General features: G+C 58.8%; 22 protein-coding genes and 1 tRNA gene. 14 read left to right on the top strand and 9 right to left on the bottom strand.

What is annotated here, in order from left to right; translation table 11 throughout:
* The first annotated feature begins 3 nt into the window (after positions 1–3).
* The 8 genes from bamA to R0125_RS16395 all read left to right on the top strand — a co-directional run bounded on the left by bamA (position 4) and on the right by R0125_RS16395 (position 7,214).
* Entirely contained in the window at positions 4–2,322 is a 2,319-nt protein-coding gene (gene bamA, locus R0125_RS16430) for an outer membrane protein assembly factor BamA (RefSeq protein ID WP_317238840.1), read from the top strand.
* A gap of 46 nt (positions 2,323–2,368) precedes the next feature.
* Complete coding sequence (locus R0125_RS16425) at positions 2,369–2,866, top strand: OmpH family outer membrane protein (RefSeq protein WP_248185333.1); 498 nt, start codon at positions 2,369–2,371, stop codon at positions 2,864–2,866.
* A 59-nt stretch (positions 2,867–2,925) separates the two neighbouring features.
* The gene (gene lpxD, locus R0125_RS16420; protein WP_317238839.1) at positions 2,926–3,951 is read left to right on the top strand and encodes a UDP-3-O-(3-hydroxymyristoyl)glucosamine N-acyltransferase; all 1,026 of its coding nucleotides are present in this window, start codon (positions 2,926–2,928) and stop codon (positions 3,949–3,951) included.
* Positions 3,952–3,963: 12 nt separating this feature from the next.
* Positions 3,964–4,401, top strand: coding sequence for a 3-hydroxyacyl-ACP dehydratase FabZ (gene fabZ / locus R0125_RS16415; RefSeq protein ID WP_248185331.1), 438 nt, complete (start codon positions 3,964–3,966; stop codon positions 4,399–4,401).
* A complete protein-coding gene (lpxA, locus tag R0125_RS16410; protein ID WP_248185330.1) occupies positions 4,401–5,192 on the top strand; it encodes an acyl-ACP--UDP-N-acetylglucosamine O-acyltransferase in 792 nt (263 codons plus the stop codon). The genes fabZ and lpxA overlap by 1 nt, the downstream gene beginning before the upstream one ends.
* Positions 5,193–5,208: 16 nt before the next feature.
* Entirely contained in the window at positions 5,209–6,393 is a 1,185-nt protein-coding gene (gene lpxB, locus R0125_RS16405) for a lipid-A-disaccharide synthase (protein WP_317238838.1), read from the top strand.
* On the top strand, positions 6,390–7,067 hold the full coding sequence (gene rnhB / locus R0125_RS16400) for a ribonuclease HII (protein ID WP_317238837.1): 678 nt from the start codon (positions 6,390–6,392) through the stop codon (positions 7,065–7,067). The genes lpxB and rnhB overlap by 4 nt, the downstream gene beginning before the upstream one ends.
* 70 nt (positions 7,068–7,137) lie before the next feature.
* Positions 7,138–7,214 (top strand) — tRNA-Met (locus R0125_RS16395).
* Positions 7,215–7,384: 170 nt separating this feature from the next.
* Here R0125_RS16395 and R0125_RS16390 read toward each other — a convergent pair.
* On the bottom strand, positions 7,385–9,211 hold the full coding sequence (locus tag R0125_RS16390; RefSeq protein ID WP_317238836.1) for a CocE/NonD family hydrolase: 1,827 nt from the start codon (positions 9,209–9,211) through the stop codon (positions 7,385–7,387).
* A gap of 566 nt (positions 9,212–9,777) precedes the next feature.
* Here R0125_RS16390 and R0125_RS16385 point away from each other — a divergent pair.
* The 3 genes from R0125_RS16385 (at position 9,778) to R0125_RS16375 (ending at position 12,427) form a co-directional block, all read left to right on the top strand.
* Positions 9,778–10,839: an AraC family transcriptional regulator gene (locus tag R0125_RS16385; RefSeq protein ID WP_317238835.1), complete on the top strand. Its 1,062-nt coding sequence runs from the start codon at positions 9,778–9,780 to the stop codon at positions 10,837–10,839.
* Positions 10,840–10,865: 26 nt separating this feature from the next.
* Complete coding sequence (locus R0125_RS16380) at positions 10,866–11,678, top strand: SDR family NAD(P)-dependent oxidoreductase (protein WP_317238834.1); 813 nt, start codon at positions 10,866–10,868, stop codon at positions 11,676–11,678.
* Between the two features lie 191 nt (positions 11,679–11,869).
* Positions 11,870–12,427 carry a hypothetical protein gene (locus R0125_RS16375; RefSeq protein WP_248184974.1) on the top strand — a complete coding sequence of 186 codons (558 nt, stop codon included), beginning with the start codon at positions 11,870–11,872 and terminating at the stop codon, positions 12,425–12,427.
* Between the two features lie 74 nt (positions 12,428–12,501).
* On the opposite strand, the gene R0125_RS16370 is transcribed toward R0125_RS16375, so the two are convergent.
* Genes R0125_RS16370 through R0125_RS16360 form a run of 3 tightly spaced genes read right to left on the bottom strand, consistent with a single transcriptional unit; the run spans position 12,502 to position 15,639 of the window.
* Positions 12,502–12,984 (bottom strand): response regulator, encoded by a 483-nt coding sequence (locus R0125_RS16370; protein ID WP_248184973.1) that lies wholly within the window; start codon positions 12,982–12,984, stop codon positions 12,502–12,504.
* Positions 12,977–14,881, bottom strand: a complete 1,905-nt coding sequence (locus R0125_RS16365; protein ID WP_317238833.1) for a sensor histidine kinase — start codon at positions 14,879–14,881, stop codon at positions 12,977–12,979. The genes R0125_RS16370 and R0125_RS16365 overlap by 8 nt, the downstream gene beginning before the upstream one ends.
* A gap of 2 nt (positions 14,882–14,883) precedes the next feature.
* Positions 14,884–15,639 carry a helix-turn-helix transcriptional regulator gene (locus R0125_RS16360; protein ID WP_317238832.1) on the bottom strand — a complete coding sequence of 252 codons (756 nt, stop codon included), beginning with the start codon at positions 15,637–15,639 and terminating at the stop codon, positions 14,884–14,886.
* 414 nt (positions 15,640–16,053) lie between these two features.
* On the opposite strand from R0125_RS16360, the gene R0125_RS16355 reads away from it, so the two are divergent.
* Positions 16,054–16,500, top strand: coding sequence for a fibronectin type III domain-containing protein (locus R0125_RS16355; RefSeq protein ID WP_248184966.1), 447 nt, complete (start codon positions 16,054–16,056; stop codon positions 16,498–16,500).
* A 10-nt stretch (positions 16,501–16,510) separates the two neighbouring features.
* Here R0125_RS16355 and R0125_RS16350 read toward each other — a convergent pair whose 3' ends face one another.
* The 4 genes from R0125_RS16350 to R0125_RS16335 form a co-directional block, all read right to left on the bottom strand.
* Entirely contained in the window at positions 16,511–19,090 is a 2,580-nt protein-coding gene (locus tag R0125_RS16350) for a CHASE2 domain-containing protein (protein WP_317238831.1), read from the bottom strand.
* A gap of 33 nt (positions 19,091–19,123) precedes the next feature.
* Positions 19,124–20,770: a FecR family protein gene (locus R0125_RS16345; protein WP_317238830.1), complete on the bottom strand. Its 1,647-nt coding sequence runs from the start codon at positions 20,768–20,770 to the stop codon at positions 19,124–19,126.
* A 1-nt stretch (position 20,771) separates the two neighbouring features.
* Positions 20,772–21,497 (bottom strand): response regulator transcription factor, encoded by a 726-nt coding sequence (locus R0125_RS16340; RefSeq protein WP_248184961.1) that lies wholly within the window; start codon positions 21,495–21,497, stop codon positions 20,772–20,774.
* Positions 21,498–21,585: 88 nt separating this feature from the next.
* Positions 21,586–23,754, bottom strand: coding sequence for a DNA topoisomerase III (locus tag R0125_RS16335; RefSeq protein ID WP_317238829.1), 2,169 nt, complete (start codon positions 23,752–23,754; stop codon positions 21,586–21,588).
* 141 nt (positions 23,755–23,895) lie between these two features.
* Between R0125_RS16335 and R0125_RS16330 the strand changes: the two genes are divergently transcribed.
* Both R0125_RS16330 and R0125_RS16325 read left to right on the top strand, forming a co-directional pair.
* Positions 23,896–24,240, top strand: a complete 345-nt coding sequence (locus R0125_RS16330) for a BolA family protein (protein ID WP_248184957.1) — start codon at positions 23,896–23,898, stop codon at positions 24,238–24,240.
* A complete protein-coding gene (locus tag R0125_RS16325) occupies positions 24,237–24,857 on the top strand; it encodes an L-threonylcarbamoyladenylate synthase (protein WP_317238828.1) in 621 nt (206 codons plus the stop codon). The genes R0125_RS16330 and R0125_RS16325 overlap by 4 nt, the downstream gene beginning before the upstream one ends.
* A 40-nt stretch (positions 24,858–24,897) precedes the next feature.
* On the opposite strand, the gene R0125_RS16320 is transcribed toward R0125_RS16325, so the two are convergent.
* Positions 24,898–25,560 (bottom strand): hypothetical protein, encoded by a 663-nt coding sequence (locus tag R0125_RS16320; RefSeq protein ID WP_317238827.1) that lies wholly within the window; start codon positions 25,558–25,560, stop codon positions 24,898–24,900.
* Between the last annotated feature and the right edge of the window lie 5 nt (positions 25,561–25,565).

Raw genomic sequence — 25,565 nt, 5'->3', positions numbered from 1 at the left:
TGAATGAGACGTTCTCTTCTAGGTGTAGCTATCGGGTTGGCACTGGCCGGCACCGGCATGAGCTCAGCGCAGGCTGACGAATTCACGGTTTCCGATATCGAGGTTGAGGGATTACAGCGGGTTTCCGCGGGTACGGTATTCTCTGCCTTTCCAGTCAATATTGGCGAGCCTGTCGATGAGGTCGAGCTGGCCGGAGCCATCAAGGATCTGTTCCGCACCGGTCTGTTCACTGACATTCAAGCCAGCCGCGATGGCGGTGTGCTGATATTGAATGTTCAGGAGCGGCCGTCCATTACCTCGATCGATATCGAAGGTAACAAGAATATTGAATCCGATATGCTGCTGGATGCGCTGTCCAGTGCCGGTCTTGAAGAGGGTCAGGTGTTCCGCAGGGCGACGCTTGAGCGTCTCGAGCTCGAGATTCTGCGTTCCTACATCAGCCAGGGCCGCTACAACGCGCGCGTCAAGGCCACCGCTGATGAGCTTCCCCGCAACCGGGTGGCGATCAAACTGGACATCAACGAGGGCGACGTTGCCGCCATCCAGCACATCAACGTCATCGGCAACGAGGATTTTAACGACGAGGAGCTGCTGGACCTGTTCGAGTTGCGCACCAGCACCTGGTGGAGCTCCATTACCAATGCTGACAAGTACGCCCGCGAGCGACTCAGTGGTGATCTCGAATCCCTGCGTTCGTTCTACCTGGACCGTGGCTACCTGGATTTCAACGTGGAATCCAGTCAGGTGTCGATTTCTCCCGACAAGAAGCAAGTGTTTATTGCCATTGCACTCAATGAGGGGCCTCAATACACCGTATCTGAGGTCCGGTTGCGTGGCGAACTGATTGTTGATGAAGACGAGCTGCGGGACCTGATACCGATCGAGGAGGGCGATGTGTTCTCTCGTTCCACTGCCACGGCGGTATCCGAGCGGCTGTCTCGCCGGCTGGGTCGGGAGGGTTACGCGTTTGCCAACGTTAATGCGGTACCAGAACCTGGCGATGACAACACCGCTGCGGTGACCTTTTTTGTGGAGCCGGGTAAGCGCGCCTATGTGCGGCGTGTCAATTTCAGCGGCAATGTCTCCACACGTGACGAGGTGATGCGCCAGGAGATGACCCAGATGGAGGGTGGCGTAGCCTCCACGGATCGCATCGAGTTCTCCAAGACCCGATTGGAGCGGCTTGGCTTCTTCCAGACCGTGGATGTGGATACGGTCCCGGTGCCGGGTACCGACGACATGGTTGATGTCAACTACTCTGTGGTCGAGCAGCCCACCGGCAGCCTGTCTGCCTCGGTCGGTTTCTCCCAGGCGTCCGGGGTTATCCTCGGTGCCAATGTGTCCGAGAACAACTTCTTCGGCAGCGGCAAGCGGGTCTCATTCGGCGTCAACGTCAGTGATTCCATCAAGAGCGCCAACTTCTCCTATTCCGACCCGTATTACACTGTCGACGGCGTCAGCCGGGGCTTTAGTGTGTTTGCGCGGGAAACCGACTTCGAAGAGCAGGATATCTCATCCTATCTGCTGGACGAGTATGGCGGCCGCGTCACCTTTGGCTATCCGACAGACAACATTACCCGCCTCAACTTCGGCGTGGGCTACACCCTGTCAAAAATTCAGGAAGGCGTATTTTCCGCTCAGGAAGTCCGTGATTTCATCGCCGAGGAAGGCAATGATTTCAACAATTACTTCCTCTTCGGCTCCTGGCGTCGTAGCACGCTGAACCGGGGCGTGTTGCCCAGTGACGGTTACAGTCACTCGCTGTCTGCAGACGTTGCGGTACCCGGCAGTGATCTCACCTTCTACAAGCTGAGCCACAGGACGGATTTCTACCAGCCATTGAACGACAATCAGACCTGGGTGGTGCGTGCACGTACCGAGGTCGGTTACGGTGACGGCTACGGCGATCGTGACATCATGCCGTTTTATGAACATTTCTACGCCGGGGGCTATGGCTCTGTGCGGGGATACGAGGCAAACTCTCTGGGTCCGCGGGCAACCAACAGCCCGAACGATCTGTCAGATCCGGATCCGTTCGGGGGCAATCTGTTGACCGAGGGCAGTTTGGAGCTGATCTTCCCGACGCCGTTCGCCGGCGATACCCGTTCCATGCGCACCGCGTTCTTCGTGGATGCCGGTCAGGTATTCGATTCGGACCGGGACTTTGACCCGGCCGCCGACGAACTCCGGCTTTCTGCCGGTGTCGGTTTCCAGTGGATTACCGCCGTGGGCCCGCTGGCCTTCAGTCTGGCGCAGCCACTGAACGACAAGAGTGGCGACGATACCCAGATCTTCCAGTTCTCGCTGGGACAGACGTTCTGATCAACGGACGATAAACAAAAAAAGAATGAATCATAGGAGAAATAGCATGTTCCGCTTTGCAACGATGGCTGCCATGCTGGCGCTGACCCTGTCTTTCCCGGCGATGGCCGAAACCCGTATTGGCGTTGTTGATCTTCGTCAGGCGCTGTTTTCCTCCAACGAGGCAAAAACGTTCAGCGAAAGCCTGCAGCGGGATTTTGCCGATGATGAGGCCCAGGTGCGCGAGGCCCAGGAGGAAGCGCGGAAATTGAAGGACCGGCTCGAGAAAGACGGCGCGATGATGAATGAGTCCGAGCGCAACGAGCTCACCGGGCAATTCCAGGAGAAAGTGAAAGAGTTCAACTTCCTCAAACAGCGCCTCGACACCACCGTTGCCAACCGCAAGCAGGCGTTCCTGGAAGATGCCCGGCCCGATGTGGATGCTGCCGTCAAGGAACTGCTGGAAGAGCACGATCTGGACATGATTCTCCCGAGCGAAGCCGTGGTTTACGTGAAGCCGGAAATGAATCTGACCGATGAGCTGCTGAACAAGCTTAACCGCTGAACGAGCCTGGCATGGGCTGGCATCGGTTACACCGCCGGCCCTGACTTCTGGAGTACGTGATGACAGAACGTTGTTATCGGCTGGGCGACATTGCCGCCGAACTCGGTGCGGAGCTCAAGGGCGACCCGGAAACACCGATCCGTGGAATTGCTACGCTGCAGGCGGCGGTGCCGGGTCAGATTGCGTTTCTGGCCAACGCAACGTACGGCAAGTACCTCAAGGACACGCAAGCATCAGCAGTGATCCTGTCGCCCTCGGTGGCAAACGAATCTCCGACCAATGTCCTGTTACTGGACAATCCCTACCTCGGCTACGCTCGCCTCAGCCACTGGTTCGACCCCTCGCCACGCCCGTCAGCCGGCGTTCATCCGAGCGCGGTGGTTGATCCTACTGCCCGCATTTCAGACTCGGCCTCCATTGGTCCCCAGGCGGTGATCGAGGCCGAGGCCGACATCGGTGACGACGTTGTGATTGGCGCCGGTTCCATTGTGGGCGCCCGCAGCCGCATCGGCAATCAGACGGTTCTGCGCCCCCGGGTCACTCTGGCGCACGACACGGTCATAGGGCAGCGTTGTCATATCCTCAGCGGTGCCGTGATCGGCTCGGACGGCTTCGGCTTTGCCAATGAGCGGGGCGTATGGCACCGGATTGCGCAGATAGGCAGGGTGATCCTGGGTGATGATGTGGAAGTGGGTGCCAACACCACCATCGACCGGGGCGCGCTGGATGACACCGTCATCGGCGATGGCGTCAAGCTGGATAACCTGATCCAGATCGCCCACAACGTAAGCATTGGCGATCACAGTGCCATGGCCGCGATGGTGGGTATCGCCGGCAGTACCCGTATTGGAAAGCATTGTGTGTTTGGTGGCGCCTCGGGCGTGGCCGGGCATCTCGAGATTGCCGATCAGGTCCACTTGACCGGCATGACACTGGTGACGGGCGATATACGCGAACCCGGCGTGTACTCATCGGGCACCAGCGCAGACACGAACCGTCAATGGCGCAAGAACGCAGTTCGTTTTCGTCAGCTGGATGCCATGGCACGGAAGCTGAAAGAACTGGAAAAGAAATCCGAAGGCTGAGGCCGTTTAAAGATGATGTACATTGAAGAGATACTGGAATTTTTGCCCCATCGATACCCGTTCCTGCTGGTGGATCGGGTGACGGAAGTCGAGAAAGGCAAATCGATCAAGGGATTTAAGAACATTTCCTTTAACGAGCCATTCTTTACGGGCCATTTTCCCAACAAGCCCATCATGCCCGGAGTGCTGATCATAGAAGCGATGGCGCAGCTTTCCGGCATCCTGGGTTTTGTGACCGTTGAACGGAAACCCTCAGACGGCGTGATACAATATTTGGCTGGGTCCAGTAAGGTGCGCTTCAAGCGCCCCGTGGTGCCGGGAGATCGACTCTGCATGGAATCGACTTTCATCTCCGGCAAGCGCGGAATCTGGAAATTCGAGTGCCGGGCACTGGTCGATGGGGAAGTCGTCTGTGTGGCCGACATATTGACCGCTGAGAGAGAAGTTTGATGGCGACAAATGACTGGTCGGGTGTCCATCCTCAAGCGATTGTAGACCCATCAGCCAAACTGGCGGATAACGTCACCGTTGGGCCGTGGAGCTATGTCGGTCCGGATGTGGAAATCGGAGAGGGCACTGAAATCCTGTCCCATGTGGTCGTAAAAGGGCCGACCCGCATCGGCCGCAACAACCGCATCTTCCAGTTCTGCAGCATTGGTGAAGAGTGCCAGGACAAGAAATACGCAGGTGAGCCGACCACGCTGTTCATCGGTGATGACAACGTCATCCGTGAGAACTGCACCATCCACCGGGGCACCGTACAGGATCGGGGCGAGACCCGGATCGGCAGCGGCAACCTGTTGATGGCCTACGTCCATGTGGCCCACGACTGCACCGTGGGAGACAACACCATACTGGCCAACTGCGCGACCCTGGCCGGGCATGTGTCTGTAGGTGATCACGCCATTCTCGGTGGCGGCACCATGGTGCACCAGTTCTGTCACATTGGCCCTCACAGCATGGCAGCCGGCGGCAGTATCGTTCTCAAGGATATCCCGGCGTACGTGATGGCCAGCGGCCAGTCGGCGGCGCCTCATGGTATGAACGTGGAAGGCCTTCGCCGCCGTGGCTTCAGCAAAGAGGTGCTGCTGACCCTGCGTCGCGCCTACAAGACCATCTATCGTCAGGGCCTGACAACCGAGCAGGCTGTCGAGGAACTGGAAAAAGCCTATCCGGACGTGGTCGAAGTTCGTCCGCTGATCGAATCCCTTCGTGGTGCACACCGCGGCATCATCCGCTGACCGGGCCGGAGCGGTGATGGACAGTTCTAACCCTTCGGTCATCAGTGACCGACCCATAACGTTCGGTATTGTGGCAGGCGAGGCATCGGGTGACATACTCGGCGCCGGCCTGATTCGCTCGCTTCGCGCCCGCTATCCGCGGGCGCGTTTCGTCGGCATCGGTGGCGAGGAAATGGAAGCCGCGGGTTTTCACTCGCTGGTGCCCATGGAGCGATTGTCGGTGATGGGGCTGGTGGAAGTGCTGGGCCGCATCCGCGAGCTGTTCAGCATCCGCGGCCGGCTGATGGAGTACTTCCTGACCACGCCACCCGATGTGGTTATCGGAATCGATTCGCCGGATTTCACCCTCGGGGTTGAGCGGCGCTGCCGTGACGCCGGCATTCCCACCGCTCACTACGTCAGCCCGTCGGTTTGGGCCTGGCGCCAGAAGCGTATCTTCAAGATCGCCAAATCCGTCAATCTGATGCTGACCCTGTTTCCCTTCGAGGCGCGATTCTACGAAGAACACGACGTGCCGGTCACCTTTGTGGGTCATCCCCTGGCGGACCGCATACCCATGGAGCCGGATACCCGGGCTGCACGCCGTGATCTGGGTCTGAACGAGGACCAGCCGGTGCTGGCCATCCTGCCGGGCAGTCGGGGTGGGGAAGTGGAGCGGTTGGGCAGCCTGTTTCTCTCTGCCGCACGGGAAATCCAGTCGTCTCGCCCGGATCTCCAACTGGTGATTCCCTGTGTGAACCGGGACCGGGAAAAACAGGTGCGGGGGCTGGTGGAAGCCCTGGACGTGGCGTTGCCGGTGACCATCGTGCGGGGCCGTTCCCGCGAAGTGATGGCCGCCGCCGATGTGGTGCTGCTGGCTTCGGGCACCGCCACCCTGGAAGCCATGTTGCTGAAAAAGCCCATGGTGGTGGGGTATCGCCTGAGTAACTTCAGTTACGCCCTGGTGTCCCGGCTGGTGAAAGTGCCCCACGTGGCGCTGCCGAATCTGCTGGCCGGCAAACCGCTGGTGCCGGAGTTGCTGCAGGATGACGCCACCCCCGAGACCCTCGGTGCCGCGGTACTGGAGCGCCTGGAGAACCGCGAAGAACGGGCGCACCTGAAAGCCGAATTCACCAAACTGCACCACCAGTTACGGCAGAACGCCGATGAGCGCGCCGCCGATGCCATTTCCGCTCTGGTCGAGCAAAGGCGCGCCTCATGAGCAAACCACCGCTGCCGCCTTTTCACTGCCGCTATGATGGCACCTTGCTGGCCGGCGTGGATGAGGTCGGTCGCGGCCCGTTGATCGGTGCCGTCGTCACCGCCGCGGTGATCCTGGATCCTCGGCGACCCATTGCCGGCCTAGCCGACTCCAAGAAGCTCACGGAAAAACGCCGTGAGGCACTCTACGAGCAGATTATCGAAAACGCCACTGCCTGGTGCATTGGGCGGGCGGAAGCAGGCGAGATTGATCGCCTCAACATCTATCAGGCTACCATGGTGGCCATGGAGCGTGCGGTCGCTGGTTTACCGGTGCAGCCGGAATATGTGCTGGTGGATGGCAACCGCTGTCCGAAGTGGCACTGGCCGTCCGAGCCGGTCATCAAGGGGGACAGCCGTGTCGAGGCGATCAGCGCCGCATCGATCATCGCCAAAGTGGTTCGGGATCGGGAAATGGCCGAGCTCGATGCGCAGTTTCCGGAATACGGCCTGGCCCAACACAAAGGCTACCCCACGCCGGTGCACCTGGAAGCACTGAATTGCCACGGCGCCACCGTGCACCATCGCCGTTCCTTCCGGCCGGTTCAGGAAGCGATTGATTCAGTGGGGTTCTATCGGGAGCAGGCGGAAGAAACGATGCATTATCCCGTCGACCTGTTTGAAAATATCAATTGACAGAGCCCAGGCTAATCCTTAATATACGCGCACGTTGATCGGGGGGCTCCCCGGTAAACAGCCAGTTTGATGCGGGGTGGAGCAGTCTGGTAGCTCGTCGGGCTCATAACCCGAAGGTCGTAGGTTCGAATCCTGCCCCCGCTACCATATAAGAGAAAGGCGGATCAGTATTTTACTGATCCGCCTTTTTTCGTTTGGGCGTTAGAAATTGCAGTGAAAAACGTGCCACACCCCCGAACCCCAGTCGCCTCCTCCGGAGTCACCAAAGCTCGCAGATGGCGGGCTTTGGTGTTTGTTTCAAACTTTAAATGCCATTTTTAAGGTATTTGCAGGTTGTCCACTGGCACCACAGGTAGCGTCAGACTGGACGGGGTCTCTGGCCCTGTGTGCAAGGTCATTACGCCCAACAGAGACGGAATCAGTCCGGTGAGCAGTGGTGGAACTCCCTGTGCAATGTTGCTGGTATTTACCGATACCAGCAGGGAACTGCCGGGTGGCACCCAAACACTGCTGGGAAAGATTTCAACCGAGACTTTCCGGATCTCACCGGGGGTCAGCGGGGAACGATCGCTGGCCCGATAGGTGTGCCAGGGTTGAAGCATTTCTCCATTTACAAAGCGCGACCGGCTCTCATCGACGGAATGCATGCTTGCTGTAAGCAACCCGTTCGTTATGGGCTGAGTGGTCCCGTCGGGATCAAGAATGTCGAGCCTGACTGAGAGTTGAACATCGCTGGCGGTGGTTGATACCCAAAGGTCTGCCTGCATGGGGCCGTTCAGGTAGATTCCGTCGTCAATCGCTGGCAGTTCAAACTTCAGCGCCGCCAGTTCTGAGGTTCGGTTATCCTCCAGGCAGGGCAGGGGTATCAGGCCGGTCAGGCCTGCGGTCCACTGGGTGGTGCTGAAGGAACACAGTCCGTTGAGTGGCTGTTGAAGTGTGCTCTGCTCTCCGCCATCTGCTGGCAGGTCCAAGCTCATAGCGCCATCGCTGTCCAGAAAGAAGCGCTCGGCCCGCAGTTCCGGATGCGGCCAGTTTGTCGCTGTCTCGTAGCGTTCTAATCCAAGGACGTATTGCGTTACGTCTGGCTGGTCGTCAACGCCAGTATCCAGGCCCATGACATATTCGTCGAACCACTGTAAGCGCAATACATCGAGAGTCGGTACGCCATCTTTGGGCAAGCCGTTGCTGGGGACTCCGGCGGCTTCAATGTGCGTCCAGGGTCCGATGAGCAGTTTGGTGGGCACCCGGCCATTAAGTCGCTCAAACCACAGGGGTTCACTGCGCTGAAAAAGGTCGAACAGCCCGCCGACCACGAAGGTGGGGACATTGATGTCATCCACACCCTCCATCGGCGAGCGAATTTCCCAGAACCCCTCATCGAAAACGGTTTCCTCTTCGCCAAGCAGAGCTTTGAGGATGGTGGGCACCTGAAAGTCGAGAAGGGCGCCGGTCAAACGATCCGGAACAGCCCCCAGGAAACTGGCGGGATCGGTGGCCAGTAATTCCACGGGGAGTAACCCAAGGCCGGTTACCAGAGCCATCCAGGAAGGGATGAAGGTCGCGTTGACGTTGCCACCGGTGAATACAATGTCCCGGTAGCCATCACCGATCGGTACGATGGGGAACGAAGCCTTTACCGCCGGATGGTTGTGTTGTGATGTCAGGATCGCCGTTATACCGAGGTAGGAGATGCCTTCCAGTCCGATGCGGTCAAGCGCCCACGGTTGCTCCACCACCCACTCGACCACCTCAAGGTAGTCTGCTTGCTCCCGATCGCCGAATGCTTCCCAGTTACCGGCGGAGTTGCCCGTGCCTCGAACATCGACCACAACATGAGCGTATCCGCGGGTCACCAGGAATTCATTCGCGCCCCCTACCTCCGGCACGAACTGACCAACCGACGTGTTATAGGACGTTTGCGTCAACACCACCGGAAACGGTCCGGGTTCTGGGTTGTTGGCACTGAAACCGGGCAAGGATACCTTTACGAACAATTTGGTACCGTCTGACATGGTGATCGTCTGGTTCGGTAGCGCCACGGTATGGGTAAAGCTCGGTGGCCGATCGTACACTTGCCACTGCGTGGGCTCGGGGTTGCCCACGGAGACCAGCTGCGCCTCGGTATTGCGGCTGCCCAGAGTCATTAACTCTCTGCGAGACTCTGTTGACTCGTTATCGACCACTGGGGGGCGTACTTCGGGTTGAGCCGTTGGATCCGTGGCTACTGAGGCCGGCTCTGAGGAACCACCACAGGCAGCTAAGGCGAGCGACAGGGTGGCGACCCAGGCGATATTGATTGTTTTTATGGTCTTTGTCATGGAGCCCTCAACAGGATTCGGAGTAACGTGACGATTTGTCATTTTAAGCCGTCAGTCATATGGCACATTGGCTAGAGTGCCGTGGGCCTGTGTCAGGGTGGCGTTGCTCGCGTTGGCGGCTGGACAAAAATAATGCCCGGTGGTGAATACTCTGCCCGCAGCAGTGTCGTCTCCGGAACCCGTTAACGAATTGGATCCCGGATGATAGAGCATAACGATGAGCGTACCGGTCTTTGCACTCCCCAGTTTGTCCTAAAATGTTTATCGGTGGTCCCAAGATGTGATGGTCAGTTTGTCCACATGTCCAGTATTGTGCATGGAATGTACACATTATTGGCTTGCCGGGTCTGGCCCTGGTCCGGATTTCAATGATTGGGAAGAACGGTCTCGGTATGCAATCAGACATTGAGGATGGTGGCGTCAACGACGATGGAGGGCGGGTGCAGGCCGGTCTCTTGCAGAACCTGGTGATCCTGGCCGAGCAGTTCGGTTTATCGTACAACACCTTGTTAGGTGATGCCGGGCTGAGCCCTGAGGCCCTGACGGATCCGAACCGGATGGTCCCCATGCGGTACGTTCAGCAAGTACTCGATGCGGGTGTCAGGCGCACCGGCGATGATCTCCTCGGGCTGCATTTATCGGAGTTGACTCAGCCCGAAAGTTTCGGGGTGGCTGGCTACATCGTGCGGGCCTGCGGATCGCTTCGCGAGGTGATTGAGATGTGCATGCGGTATGAGCACCTGGTGAGCAGTGTTGGCAGTACCTCGTTTGATGTCAGGCCCGGACAGGTTGCCTGGACCTGGAAACTGACTACAACCAACCCGGTGTTTCGGTTGCAGGCGGTGGATTACATGCTAGGCAGTCTCGCCACGGTGAGGGGGCACCTACCGAACGTAACCCACTGGGATTTCGACTGCGTGCGGCTCCGTCGAAGGGCGCCAGAACTCGCTGACCAGATCCGGGAATATGAGCGGGTGTTCCGTTGCCCGGTGTATTTTGATCAGCCAATCGATGCGCTGGTATTCCCACTGGCGGCGTTGGACGCACCGCTGTTGCATGCCAACAGCGCCATGCGCGATGTCCTGGAGAGCCATGCCCGGTTCCTCGAAAGCAAACAGCCCGAACCTGATTTTCTCGGTAGCGCCCGCGCCATTCTGAAAACGATGGTGATGCGCGGGAAGCCCTCCCGGTCTGTGTTGGCAAATGCCATGGGTATGAGCAGCCGTCACCTCCTGCGCCGCTTGACCGATGCAGGCAGCAGCTATCGAGCCTTGTTGGGTGAATTGCGTGAGGAGATGGCGAGGAACCTTCTTCTGGAAAGTGACGAGAGTATCGAAACCGTTGCGCATCGCCTGCAGTACACCGAAAGCCAGTCGTTTATACGATGGTTCAAGGCGTGTCATGGGGTGACTCCCGCCCGGTTCAGGCAGCAAGCAACCAATCAAGGCAATTAAGGCAATTAAAAGAGGTAAAGAACGGTATGGACTGGAATCAAAGGCAGGTGCTGGTAACCGGTGGTGGCAGTGGCATTGGGCGTGAAATGGTCATCATGCTTCACGCGATGGGGGCAAGAGTGGCAACGGCGACTCTGGACCCGGATGAACTGGATTCATTGCAGGCCGAACTGGGCAGCGGTCCCGGCGAGTTCATTCCCATCCAGGTGGACCTTACGGCTGACGACGCTGTGGAAGCGTTGATTCAGCAACTGGATGATCAGGGTTTCAGCGTGGAAGTACTGGTGAACAACGCCGGCACGGGCTTGCTGGGCAATCACACGGAACTGGACACAAAAAGCGTGCGCAAGGCGCTGATTCTCAACGTTCAGGTGGTCACTGAACTGGTGGCCCTGGTTGCCCGGCGGATGATAGAGAACGGAGTGAAGGGACACATCCTCAATGTCGCCTCCATTGGTGGTTATGTTCCGGTGCCGAAACTGGCTGCCTACGCCGGTAGCAAACATTATGTGATTGCCTTCACTCACGCCCTGGCTGATGAGCTGGCGACCCATGGGATTTATGTGGGCATGCTCTGCCCGGGAATAACCCGCACCAAGATCTACGATGCCATGGGATTATCGTCCGAGCAGCACAGCCGTGGATCCATCAGCTCGCTCGCCGACCTGGTGGCGATGGACGCAACGCAGGTTGCGGAGTGTGGAGTTCGGGCCATTGAGAAGCGGCAGCGGGTGGCGTTGCCAGGGTGGAATAAACTGGTTCCTGCCTCCGCTCTCTTCCCTCAACAGTTTGTTTCGCGGATGCTTCACGGGGTTGTGGGCAAACGTTCCGCCCGTTAAGCGGAAGGGGCAGTGACGCTGCCGGTTCTCGATACATGGCATTTACGCTAAGGCCGTGTATGCTGATTGGCATACACGAGGCTATGCTGATCGGCAGATTAACGGGCGAAAACTCATGCGTACGATTGGATGTGTTCAGGGGCTACTGCCAAAGCAGCTCTTTCTTCTAATCGTCAATGAGGTAAGTCGCCATGAGAAATACCATTGTTAATCGTCACGCGTTGAGTCTGACTGCTATTGCTGCCGCAGTCGCATTTTCTGCCACCGCATCGGCAGACATTACCGAAGCGGAGGTGGTTTCTGCCCAGAAAGCGTGGGGCGATGCTGTGGTCATGCTGTCGGCGCACTTCGATGAGGGGGGCGTAGAGAAGGCCCGGAGCTCCGCCCGCGAAGTCATCGATGCAGCCTACGGTTACAATATGGGGCCTGTGCTGTTCAAGCCTACCCTCGCGCCGATCCCGCAGAACATTCGGCTTACTGCCGATGGTGCTCTCGCGTATTTTGTCGGTCACGATGACAACTACCCTGAGGACAGTGGCTTTGGCATTAAAGGCTGGACCAAGGTGGAGTTTGAGAACGCAGCGATTCACTTCGCGGGCCCGGTCGCTTTGACGATGGGTAACGTGCATTTCACAAACACAGATGGTTCGATCACTACGGTTGATAAATCCTTTGGCTATCAGCGTGATGACGAAGGAAACCTTCGTATCGTTCTCCATCATTCGTCTCTGCCATTCGGTAATCAGTAATCTGTTTACCCTGGCTCTCCGTCACGGTCATACTCCGGTGCAGTAGTGTAAGAGTGAGGGCAGGTTTCGGAGAGTCAGTCGCTTGGTGAATGTTTGGTCCATGGTCGGATTTTAGAGATATCCGGAGAGTCTCCGATGGCTCTGAGCCGTCGGTAGAGGTGTCGCGTTTCCAGAAGATTCCAGACCCGCAACACCACTTCCATCCGATCGAATGGTTTGGTGAGAAAGTCCGATGCGCCCATGGACAGCGCCCGGTAACGCGCTTCCTTGGTAATGTCGGCGGTGAGAACGATAACCGGAATCCACTCCTGATCGCGCAAATCATCGATTAGGCTCAGTACACTGAATCCGTCGATATCCGGCATTCGCAGATCCAGTAAAATGATGTCCGGTCGGAAGCCCTGTATCAGAGAGGAGGCGCGCCGAGCATCGATGGACGAGAGCACATTTTCGAACCCTTCCTCCGCAAACAGGTCCTCAAGTAGTTCGAGGTTGGCAGGCTCATCATCAATGATCAGCAGTCGGCTTTGCTGAATGTTATTAGGCTGTTCAGACATAATCCATTTCCTGAATTAGGCGCCGCATGCGTCTCGCCGTAATTGGGGCGGCGAGCCATAGTATGCTCTTCTGGTCACAATGGGGCGGCGGTTCCGCGGTGATGTAAAGCCGTTTCGTGATCATCAGATTCTCAGGCAATGTCAGCCTTTGAGGGGGGATGTCAGTCAGCAGAAAACACGGCTCTGTCAAAGATATCGACCGCCAGTCCAATTGCGAAGACACAACCACGCATTGGGCCCGAAAGCGAGCAGCCAGCGTTTCTGCAAGCATCAGGAATTCCGGGTCCTGAACCATCAGGATCCAGGGAAGCGGTGGGTGTCTGGTCTTTTGTAATTGATTGGAGAGAGTGGCGCGATGTGGCTGTTGCGAGGGCTTATGCGACTCGGTTGCGCGGCGATCCAATAGCAGCCAGAGAACAAAATCGCAGCCGCCCCCGGGGGCCGCTCGGTAATCAAGGCGCCCCCCCATTTGTTCTGCCAGGGAGCGGCTGATGGCGAGCCCAAGCCCCACGCCCTCCCGGTTGCTATCAAGACGGTTGAACGGACTGAACAGCCCTTCTTCGAGACCCGCGGTGATGCCCGGGCCGCTATCGGTTACGATGAGCTCAACACTCTCTGCGGACTTCCCGTTCATTATCCTCCAGCGCACGGTAACGTGTGTTGCCGGGGGCGTAAATTTGATGGCGTTGTCCATCAGGTTGATCAGGATCTGCACCAGTCGCTGTGGATTCGCCATCGCCAGGACGACGCCATCGTCGATGACATTCAATGTGACCGCCTTCGCCTGAGCGCGACTTGAGACGATATCCCGCGCGGTGAAAACGGCTTCATGGATAGAGGTTGGGTGCAATGGAATGGCCATATTGCCACTTTCCAGTTGAGATAGATCCAGAAGATCGTTTACTAATTGAAGCAGGTGCTCTGCACTACGACGGATGATAGTGATATGTCTGTTGTTCTCAGGGGACCGAGCTGTGCCCTGCAAAAGTTCACTGAATCCAAGAATGGCATTCAGTGGAGTCCGCAATTCATGGCTCGTGCGGGACAGGAACTCGGTTTTGGCCTGGTTCGCCTCTTCAGCGAGCTCCCTTGCACAGCGCAGCTCCTCCAGCTTTTGGTCGAGAATTACACCCGTTTGAACAACCAGGCTGTCAAGTTCCGCCACCTCATCCTGATAGCCACCACTGAACGACCTTAAGGGTATTCCACGGCCTATGTTCACTGCGTTGTCACGAATGCGGCGGACGCGTCTGATCAAGTCCCTGGCAAACCATTGAGCAAGGATTGCAGCCAGAATGACAGCGGCCAACAGCGTGCTGAAAATGATCCGTTGGCTGGATTGGCGCGCTTGTTTAAGGTCTTGTTGCAAGGCAGCGATAATCTGGTTCTCGCGTGTCTCCATTTCGGCGATGCGCGTGCGAATCTGATCCAGCAATAACTTGTTATCGAGAGAGTATTCTCGTACCCGGCCGGAGGACTCAGTGAGAGGAGAAGACTGCAACTTCTCGAGGTTAGCGAGTTTCACAGTAACGAGCGCCGAAATTTCCGACAGACTTTGACGCTGCGTCGGATCTTTCAGGTCCGTCTCGAGTTCACTTAAAGATTTTTTTAACAGACCCTCGGCTCGTTGATAGGGCGCCAGAAAGGTTTCATCCTGAGTCAGAATAAAGCCTCGCACGCCACTGGCAGCTTCGGCCAGCGCTGCATGCACCGCATGAATTTGTCCGAGTGCGCGAAGACCGCGCTGCAACTCATCTTCCGCCTCTCGATTGAACGCGAGAACCTTGACCATAACGAGAAGTACAACGGCGGCAACCATTAATGGGATGAGAAGGGCAATCAGGCTCCGACGTTTCAGGTCCCACCCGTGCCAGAACCTTGTGGTTTTCAGCGGCATATCTAGAGTCCTGAGTTACCTAAATTCAGCTCCACTGCGCGGGCAGCCGCATGGGATCGGTCCTCAAGCTGGAGCTTATTGAGAATGCGCTCCACATGAGTCTTGACGGTTCCCGGAGCAATGCCCAGTGTTGTGGCGATGCGTGAGTTGCTCATGCCGCGCGGCAGTAGGCTCATTACCTCTTTCTCCCGGGGTGATAGCAAACCCAGATCATGGCTTTGGGCGCGGGCTGACGTTGCGGGTTGGGGTTTTTCGTGGCCAATCCGGCCAGCAAGAAGTGCTGACAGAATCGTCATTAGCTGATGATCACGTTCTCCAGGTGCAGGCTGATCTGCATATCCCGCCATTGCCAAGACTCCCACGACTCGCCCCCGAAGAATGATTGGAATCAGCCATTCGAATCCGGGATCCAGAGAATAGAAAAGCCATGCTTTTTCCGGTGTGTGTCGAACAAAAGGTTTACACGGCCACTTCAGAAAGGGGGCCAGAGCCGCTCTGACAGGTTGTCGTGATGCGGTAATGGCGGCGCCGCCAAGTGACTCGAGCGCTCGCAGGCGCCCAGATTGATAGCTTAAAAGCACGGCATGAGGCGCGCCAAAATGGTCGGCAATGGTTGCTAACAGTTTTTGTTGGTCGTCATCCCTCGGCGATTGCATCAGCTGAATACAGCTTTGCAGGCACTGCAGGTGCCGTTCAGAGAGTCCTGCTGCGCGGTAGGCGGCCCGCAGGGCGGTCGCCGTCGAATCGAGTTCAGGCATGGTTCGCAAAATGTGGCTGGAGACTGAACATTATACGCCGCTTCGTGAGCAAGAGCCCATGTTCATGGGTGGGGTTGAGGCCACATGGCTCAGTCGGATCGCCTGACAGCACGCGGGCGGCTGGGTAGCTGTGCCGACGTAAAAAGGCTTTTTTTATTATAATAGGTTATTAAAAACATCCGATTTTTCAGCGACCTTGGTTACATCGCTTTGTAGTTTTGTATCCAGCAACCGAACGATTCCTGTCCGTTACGTAAAACCCCTTTTTCATTCAAGGCCTTGATGCCTTTCATTACTTATTAGTGTCGAAAAATTGACCATTTTGTAATTAGGAAGATGAGGCCGGTCACGCCGATACTTGCCCACGTTTTATACAATTTCACAAATACGACGAAATAATGGTGGGTATATATCATGAAACGCGTCAACGAAATGTCAAAGGCATGGATCGCCGCGTTGTTTACCGGAATCATTCTCACAGGCTGTGGGGGTGGTTCTTCAGGTGGGAGCGCCAGTTCTGGTGATTCCGTCAAGACCGAGTCGCCGGCATCTGACGGTACTGTCGTATCTTCGGTTGTGGGTGCACCGGGTGACCGCACCGCGGCGTTGAACTGGAATGCGCCGATGTCACGGGTCAATAACGAATCTTTGAAGATGGGTGAGCTGGCAGGTTATGTCATCAGCTACGGAAAGGACCCTGCCGAGATGACAGAATCGATCCGTATCGATAGCGCCGCCACTATGGAGTACACCGTCAGCAACCTGGACAGCGGTACCTGGTATTTCACCATTCAGGCAGAAGACGTGGATGGTTTGATCAGTGAGCCTGCCGGGATCGTGAGTAAGCAGATCCGGGGCTGATCCCGGATCGTCAGGAGTTCGGTAAGGGGTCGGCTACGGGCAGTTTGAGGGTAAACGCCGAGCCTTCCCCGAGCTCAGAGCTCACGGCAATTTCCCCCCGGTGCTTTTCCACCACAACATTCACGAACGACAGCCCCAGACCGGTGCCGTGGTTGCCTGACAATTCACTGCTTTTCTGCCGCCGGTATCGGTCGAACAGGTGCGGAAGCTCCTCGGGGGCAATGCCACTGCCTTCGTCGCTGACGGTCAGGCAGGCCTGGTGTCCGGCCCGGAACACCTGAATACTTACCGTTGAGCCGCCGGGGCTGTATTGCACCGCATTCGTCAGGAGATTGATCACCGCCCGTTCCAGCAATTCCGCATTGCCTTTCAGCCACAGATCCTCGTTGCCCTGCAGCGCCAGATGGATGCCTTTCTCGGCGGCCTGTTCACTGACGCTGTCTCGGGCATTCTCGACAATGGCGAGGAATTCGCAATCGTAGAACCGTGTTTCTGTCAGTTGCTCGGCCCGCGCGAGTTGCACGAACTCCTCCGCCAGGTGGTAGCTGCGGCGCGCCAGGCGGCCGAGCTGCTCCAGCTGGCCCGGTTCAATGTGACCCGGGTTGCGTTTGAGTTGTTCGATGAGCGCAAGCTGGGACACCAGCGGCGAACGCACGTCGTGGGAGATGAAGTCGATGGCTTCCCGGTGCTGGCGTTGTTGTGCCCGCAACTCGGAGATGTCGGAAATGTTGGCGATAATGCCGCTCTGTTCGCTGTCGGGCAGCGCGAATGGCGCGAAGTGGATCAGGAAGTCCTTGTCGCCGATGTTCAGGTCCACAGTGCGACTCTGGTTCAGAGTCAGTGTCTCGGACACGGTTTCGTGCCAGGGCGGCGTCTCCCTCGGGTCATGGCCTTCCAGCAGGCGCACCAGGGGCAGGCCAGCGAGGCTGGGCATGGGCTCGTGGAACCATTCTTCAATGTGGCCGTTGGCAAAGCGGATCACCCCTAGCTCGTCGGTGACGATAATGCCATCGGGCATGCGCTCGAAGCTGCGGCGAATGAACTGCTGCAGGTTGTTCAGGCGGTCAGTGGCGAGTTTTACCCGCTCAATCCGCGCGGAGATATTCTCGCTGGGCTTCGTCGGCTTCTGTTCCTGCTCCGCAGCGCCCAGAGGCAGCCTGCGCAGGTATCGCTGGATCGCTTCACGGCTCAGGTCGTTGGGCAGTAGCAGGCCCAGGGTGTAGCGCTTCCGGCCTCGCTGCAGTTGGATCCAGCTCTGGTTGTTGGTATGCAGCCACTGGTCCGGCTGCAGGGGCGGGATCTCCTCAGCGTGCAGCTGATGGCTGCTGAGGAGATCGTCGTCTTCGGACAGCCACCAGCCCCGGGGCTGCAACAGGGCCTGAAAATGCTCCAGCAATTGTGCCGGGTTGCGCCGGGAGGGCTCGGGCAGTGCCATGTGTGGCCCCCGGGCCAGATCATCCAGCTGCCGGTTGAGAAACCGGTTGGTCATTGCCAGACGCAGGCCACTGGCCACGGGAAATGCGAAGAACGGCATCAGCAGCGCGTTGGCAATGGGCAGCCACAGGCGCGCGCCGAGCAGCAGCAGGCTGTGCACCACCACCAGGGCCACCGTTACCGTGAGACACAGCATCAGCGTGCGCGTCGGGCGCATACGGGGCAGTGCCAGCGCAAGAAAGACGATGGTGAGCACCGCCGTGGCGATCGACAGTGCCCGCGGCAGTGGGGTGATCAACTCGTTGCCGGTGAGCGCCGAAAAGCTGTTGGCGTGGAATTCCACACCGGACATGGGCCGGTTCAGCCCGGAGAAGGGGGTGGGCAGTATGTCACCGAAGCCCGGCGCGGTGGCCCCGATGAATACGGTTTTGCCGCGGAACCGATCCGGCGCGGGCTGCTCGGACAGCACCTCGAAATACGAATAACTGGGCAGGGTGCCGGCTTCGCCGGCCAGAGGCACGGCACGGTAATGTTTGCGGATATTCATGAACGCGGCGGCGCTGCCGCTTTCTCCGCCCACGTAGGCCGTCTCCGGATCGTTGTATGCGGCCATGGCGAGGCTTGGCCAGAGCCTGTCACCGAGGCCGTTCCGCAGATACAGGCCCCGTGCGATGCCGTCTGCGTCCAGCTCGACGTGGGCGTGCCCCATGGCGTAGGCGGCAGACGCCAGAGTGTTTGTCGGTAGCTGTTCGCTGATCAGGTAGTTCCGCGTTGCGGGCGACAGGTACAGGGGCAAGACGACTTTGCCGTGTGACCGCATGGCCGCGGCCAACTCTGCATCGTACGGCGACGGTTCCGGAAACAGGATGTCAAAAACCAGAGTGTCAGCGCCCGCGGCGTGGAGTTTTTCAATTAACCGGGCGTGAATGTCGCGGGGCCATGGCCAACGGCCAAGGCGGTCAAGGCTCAATTCGTCAATTTCGACCAGCACTACGTCTTCAGAGAGGGGCGCCGGGCTGGTGGTGACTTCCGCATCGAACAGCCAGTAATCGAACCGTTGAGGCAGGGCGGTCATCTGCAGTAACAGCAGAATGCCTAGTAGCGGTATGCCCAGGGTCAGGGGAGTCGTTTTTATGGCCAGCCAATCCCGAGTCATGAGCCCTGCTGTCAGATGTTCAGGTGCGATGGATTATTCCAGGTACAGTTCCCTCCCAGGTCCCCAGCGGCTTGCCAGCGGACCATCAGAAAGAGCCTTCAGGCGCACAAAATACCGCCTTCCGGGAATCAGGCGCAAGGCCGCGGTGGTATCCGACAGCGTTGCCTCCTTGATAATGTTGTTGAATCCGGGCTCTTCGGCGAGCTGCAGCCGGTAGTCCGAGGCGGTATCAACGCTCTCCCAGAACACCCGAACCTGGTTGTCCACGTAATTTACACTGATGATACGAACCGGCGGCAGTGTTCCGTTCACGGTGAGGGATTGCGGCTTGCTGGTGGCCACCGAGTTGCCGCCGGCCTCACTGACCACGCGCCAGTAATAAGTGCCGGGTGACAGCGCCCGTGACGGCAGAGCTTCGGTATCCGGCGCCCACTCGCTGGTGGCGATCAGCCGGCGGAATGAGTCGTCCTCGGCAATTTCGATCCGGGCCACTTCGTTGCTGCCGGTGAGCTCCCAGCTGAATTCCGGCATGTCATCATCCACGGTCGCCCCGGCCTGTGGGGCCAGCAGTTTGGCAGCCTGTGCCCGCAGATCCACTTCCACCTCCAGGATACTGGGCATGCCGGGCATCCCGCGGTCGTCCAGGGCGGCCAGATGAATCTTGTAAGTGCCGTTATCGAGCAGGTTGAGCTTGTATTGGCTGCCATTAACACGGCGGCTGTCGACCCAACGCCCGGATTCGGCGTCGAATATGTCGAGGCGGTGTGCCGGTGCGGCGCTCGCCTGCCAGCTCAGTTTGGTCGGTAAACGGTTCAGTTGAGGTGCCAGCGGATTCACTGCCGGCGCCGGCGGTAATCGGCGAATGCTCAGGTGGCCGCTGGCGGCGGTTGACACGCTGGCACTGTAACCGGCCGGGATGTTGCGGGTGCGACCTGGAGCGCCAAAGTTGACCTCACCCTCGGTGACCTGAAGGCTGGTGGTGCCCGGGCCGGACCGCATGGAGAACGCGGTGCCGCGAACCGCGGCCACGGCGGACGGGGTTTCTATCTCGAAGCGTGAGCCGCCTTCGATAACCGGCTTGACCTGGGTGTGCACTTCGCCATGATCCAGCCGCAGACGGGTATCCACCATGCCGGATTTACCATACTGGGTCAGCCGGTTGAAGATCAGCCGGGAATCAGGGGATATGCGCACCAGGGAGCCGTCTGCCAGTTCCACGGTAGCGGTTCCCGATCCGGACAGAATCTCGTCTCCTACGCGCACAAGGGCGTCATTGCCCAGTGGTTGTTTGCGCCCGTTGTTTCCGGAGATGTGGTGTACCTGGCCAGACACTGCAACGACCCGCGCCGGGTCCGGTTGCCGCTTCAGCCAGGTCAGGGGAATACGCAGTGCGTCGCCTTCGCCAATGGAGGCACTGTTACCGATGCTGTTGTAGCGCAAGACCTGTTCCGGGCGCACATTGCGGTTCAGCAATGCGTCGGCGACTTCACTGAAGCTTTCACCCGGGCGCAGTGTGTACAGCCACTCCGGTACTGAACTGCTTTGCTGGGAGGCGTTTTTAGAGGCGGTGGAGCCCCGGGTGACAGACAGTTCCGCATGCACGGGTACGGCAAAGACCAGCGTCAGTAACGCTGGGATCACGGCACGGATGAGCCGGTTGCCGTAGGAACCTGATTTCATGTCAGGCGTGGTCCGCGGTCGCGACCGGATCGGCCGATTCGTTGGCTTTCATGGCTTCGAGACGGTAACCGCGCTGGTAGATAGTCTTGATCCGGAAGCCGTTTTCCGGGTTCAGTCCCAGGCGTCGGCGCAGGCGGCTCATGTGGGTGTCCACGGTGCGGGTGTTGATGTCGCGGGCCAGGCCCCACACGCGCTCCAGCAGCATTTCGCGGGTCAGCAGCCGGCCCTGGTTTTGAAACAGGAACAGGGTCAGGTCGAAATCCTTGTCGGTCAGCGTCAAAGCCTGTCCGTGGAGCAGAATACTGCGCTGCTGGGTATTAATCTCGAAAGGCCCGTAGGTGAGCAGCTCTTTTTCGTTGTCCGGGTTGGTGCGGCGGGCCAGCGCGTTGATGCGCGCAACCAGTTCGGCCTCGCGGGCCGGCTTGGCCAGGTAATCATCGGCGCCGGCGTCGAGGGCACGAACGATGTCAGATTCGCTGTCGCGCTGGGTCAGGAACACCACCGGAATCGGCCAGTTGAGCTGAGCCCGCACGTTTTCCAGCACATCGATACCGGTCATGTCCGGTATCTGCCAGTCAAGAATTAGCAGGTCGTAACTTCGGTGCAGCACGGCGCTCAGGAACGACTGCCCCGTGGGGAAGCTGTCACAGTGGTGTCCGCGCTCTGAAAGAATGGACTGAACGTGCTGCGCCTGTTCATGTTCATCTTCAAGCAAAGCTATGCGCATCAAGCATCTCCCGGGGGTGACGTTCCACCGATTAAAGTTTTGGTGACGTTGAGCATTATCACAGATCACGGATTTACCTTCAGTGTCGTTATGTAGAATTGCGTAAACGAACGGCAGGTGTTCCATCATTGTCATCAACTGTTTGTCGGCAGGTGGGGAAATTACTGCAGCCCCAGAACCAGCCTTTTTTACCCTTGCGCCGCACCAGCGGGGAGAAACAATGGGGGCAGGGCACCGGCTTCTGGCTGGTGCCGTCGGCGGGCGCGCTGTCTTCCAGCGGCCGGGTGCCGTTACAGTCGGGAAAGCGGGTGCAGGCCCAGAAGCGGCCGAATTTGCCCTCCCGCTCCCGCATCGCGGTCCGGCATTTGGGGCAGTGGGGCGCCGCCGGTTGATCGGCGACCGGCGCGCTGCCGATGCCCGGGCGGGTGCGGATGAAACCGCTGATCTGCTGTTTCAGGTCCGCCAGGAACTGCCTGGGGTCCCCCTCGCCACGCTTTATGGTTTCCAGCGTGGCTTCCCAGAGGGCGGTCATGTCGGGTTTGCTGACGGTGTCTGGCAATGCGCCGATCAACGCCTTGCCCTTGTCGGTTGCCTTGATATGGCGGCTGTCGCGGTACAGGTAATCGCGCTTGAACAGGGTGTCGATGATCGCCGCGCGGGTGGCTTCGGTACCCAGCCCATCGGTTTCCCGCAACGTTTTGCGCAGTTCCGGATCGCTCACGAAGCGTGCAATGTTGGTCATCGCTGACAACAGGGTGGCGTCAGTGAAGTGCTGCGGCGGCTGGGTCTTGCGCTCGCGGATGGCGGTCTGGTCGCATAGCGCCGGCTCGCCTTTTCCGAGCCGTGGCAGCGGTGCCTTGCGGGTCTCCTGGGCGGCTTCCCGCAGTTTGATTTCAAGGGTTTTCCAGCCCGGAGTCAGTATCGCCGTTTCTGTCGCACGGAAGCGGTGCTCGCCGATGGTGACGGTCAGCCGGCCCTCGCGATGCACGGCATCGGCGCTGAACTGCATCAGGTAGAAACGGGCGATCAGGTTGTAGATCTTCGTTTCCGCTGCGGTCAGTTTGCCGTTGGCTGCTGGCCGGCTGGTGGGGATGATGGCGTGGTGGGCATCCACCTGTTTGTCATTCCACGCCGCAGTGCGTCGGGTCAGATCGGCCTGCTCACAGGCCCGGGTCAATTCGCTATCCACCTGGCCGATGGCCCGAATTACCCCCTGGCGCTGACCGTAGTGGCCCTCCGGCAGGTGGCGGCAGTCGGAGCGGGGATAGGTGATCAGCTGGTGCCGCTCGTAGAGATTCTGCGCGGTATCCAGAACGTCCTTTGCGCCCATGCGGAACAGCCGCCCAGCTTCGATCTGCAACGCCGACAGCGACAGCGGCAGCGGCGGCGACTCGTTGCGGTCGCGGAACCGGGATTCGGTGATGGTGCCTGGCCGGCCTTCCACTGCGCCGGCGATCTGCTCGGCGGAGGCTTTGTCGAGCAGGCGGTCCTCTTCGTCGAGGTGCTCGCGGAAGGTCTCGTCAGGCAGCCAGCGCGCGGTAAACGGTGACGGATCGCTGTCCGGTTCAATGCCGTGGCAGGTGGCTTCGATGCGATAAAACGGTTTGGGCTCGAAGTGTTCAATGGTGTGGTCGCGTTCGACCACCAGGCCCAGCACCGGCGTTTGTACGCGGCCGACCGAGTAAACCCCCTGCTGTCCCTGCTGCTGATAGCTGAGCGTGTAGAAGCGGGTCAGGTTGATGCCATACAGCCAGTCCGCGCGCTGGCGAGCCAGCGCGGAGTGCGACAGCCGCCGGTACTCGCGGTTGTCTTTCGGGCTGTGGATGGCGCGGGCCACGGCCGCCGGGGTCAGATCGTTGATCAGGATCCGCTGAACCGGACAGGTGGCCCCGAAATAGCGGATCACTTCATCCACCAGCAGCTGGCCTTCGCGGTCCGGATCGCCGGCGTGCACGATGGTATCGGCCTGGCGGATCAGGGACTCCAGCACGTTGAGCTGCTGGCGCACGCTGTCTTTGGGGGTGACTTCCCAACGCTCGGGAAACAGTGGCAGATCTTCCTGGCGCCATTTCTGCCATCGGGGGTCGTAGCTGCCCGGTTCCGCCGGCTCCAGCAGATGCCCGATGCACCAGCTGACGGTGACGGCCTCATTCCCCTGGCCACAGCGAATCCACCCCGGCCCTTTCTGGTGGGGCGCAGGCAGCGCCGCGGCGATGGCGCGGCCCAGGCTAGGCTTTTCGGCAATATACAGTTGCATGGCATCGAGCGTGTTCGGATCGGGAAAGGAAGATGGCCTTTTGGCCTTGTTGTGTCAAGGCTGGCGGGCTCTGTAGTAGACTGGCGTCAGGTACTGATATGAAGTTCGCGCGAGGAAGCGCGAAAAGGAGCAGAATGACCCATGAAAATTCAGAATTCGATCGAGCAGAAACTGTCCTCGGCGTTTGCCGTCGATCATCTGCAGGTGGCCAATGAAAGCCACAAGCACAGCGTGCCGCCCAATTCCGAAACCCACTTCAAGGTGACGCTGGTATCGCCGGATTTCGACGGGCAAATGAAAGTGAAGCGCCACCAGGCCATCTACACCGTGCTGGCGGACGAGCTGGCGGGCGAGGTTCACGCCCTGGCGTTGCATCTCTACTCACCAAAGGAGTGGGTGGCCTCCGGGCAGGCCGCGCCGGAGTCTCCCAACTGTATGGGCGGATCGAAAAAAGATCCGGCGATGGCCTCGGGAGAGCCTCAATGAGCCAGTTTTTCCAGATACACCCGGAAACGCCGCAAAAACGGCTGATCAACCAGGCGGTGGATATCCTTCGCAACGGCGGGGTGATTGTGTATCCGACCGATTCGGCTTACGCCATTGGCTGCCACCTCGGGGACAAGCAGGCGGCGGACCGCATCAAGCGAGTGCGCAAGCTGGATGACAAACACAACTTCACTCTGATGTGCCGTGACCTGTCTGACATCGGGGTTTATGCAAAAGTGGACAACACCCAGTACCGGTTGCTGAAAACGTTCACCCCCGGGCCCTATACCTTCATTCTGGATGCCACCAGCGAGGTGCCACGCCGGTTGCTGCATCCCAAGCGCCGGACCATTGGCTTGCGGGTGCCGGACAACCCCATCGTGCAAGCGTTACTGGGTGAGCTGGGCGAGCCGATCATGAGCAGTACGCTGATTCTGCCCGGTGAGTCCGATCCGATGACAGACCCCTACGAGATCCGCGACACTCTGGAACACGAGCTCGACCTGATCATCGATGGTGGTTTCTGCGGGTTTGAAGCCACTACTGTTGTCAACATGACCGGTGATGTGCCAGAGGTGACGCGGGTCGGCAAGGGCGATCCGGAACCCTTTCAGTAAGTCCGGCGCGACAGATTGTGCCTGACGCGACTGCGGCAACCTAGGCGCGGGTGTTGAAGTTGAATGCGTAATTCTTGCGGACGCCCGCCGCCTCCAGCTGCTCGGAGCTGACGGTCTTGCGCACGGTGTCGTAGCGGTGCACCAGATCCTGCAGGCCATTGAACTGCTGGTTGTCGCTGACCAGAGTGTCCAGTAACGAATTATTGACGCCATAGGCACGGTTCAGCTTCAGTGCGTTGTCCACGAAGTGCAGGGTGGGCTCGTTGACGCTCAGGCGGCTGAACGCATCCTGAAATCCCTTGTTATTATTCAGATCCTGTTCAATCTGGCCGCGCTTGGCTTCCGGCACCTTGCCTTCCACCTGCACATTGCCGTTATCACCTTTGGTGACATTGATCGCCGTGGCCGGGTGCATCCCGTACTCGGCAAGTTTGTGCCGCAGGGTTTCCCTTACGAAGGCAAGATCCTGCCCCACGGTCTGCTTGTAATCGGTGACCGACAGCTGGCGGGATTTCAACGCCGCCAGGTCTGGATTCTGCGGTGCAGTGCGGGTAAAGCGGTCATCGGTGGGTGATGACGGCTGATCCACAGCCACCGCATCGCCGGCCTTGCCGGCTGGCTGGTCGGCAGCGGCTGCAGGGCGTTTCTCCAGTGCACTCTGGAACTGGGTGCTGGCCTTGATCAGTGATGTAAGCAGCGACACGGCTG

Origin of the sequence: Marinobacter sp. M-5 (genome assembly GCF_032911545.1) — a bacterium.
Lineage (GTDB): Bacteria > Pseudomonadota > Gammaproteobacteria > Pseudomonadales > Oleiphilaceae > Marinobacter > Marinobacter goseongensis.
Note: the sequence above shows the minus strand (reverse complement) of the source record. Positions and strands in the feature narration are given on the sequence as shown.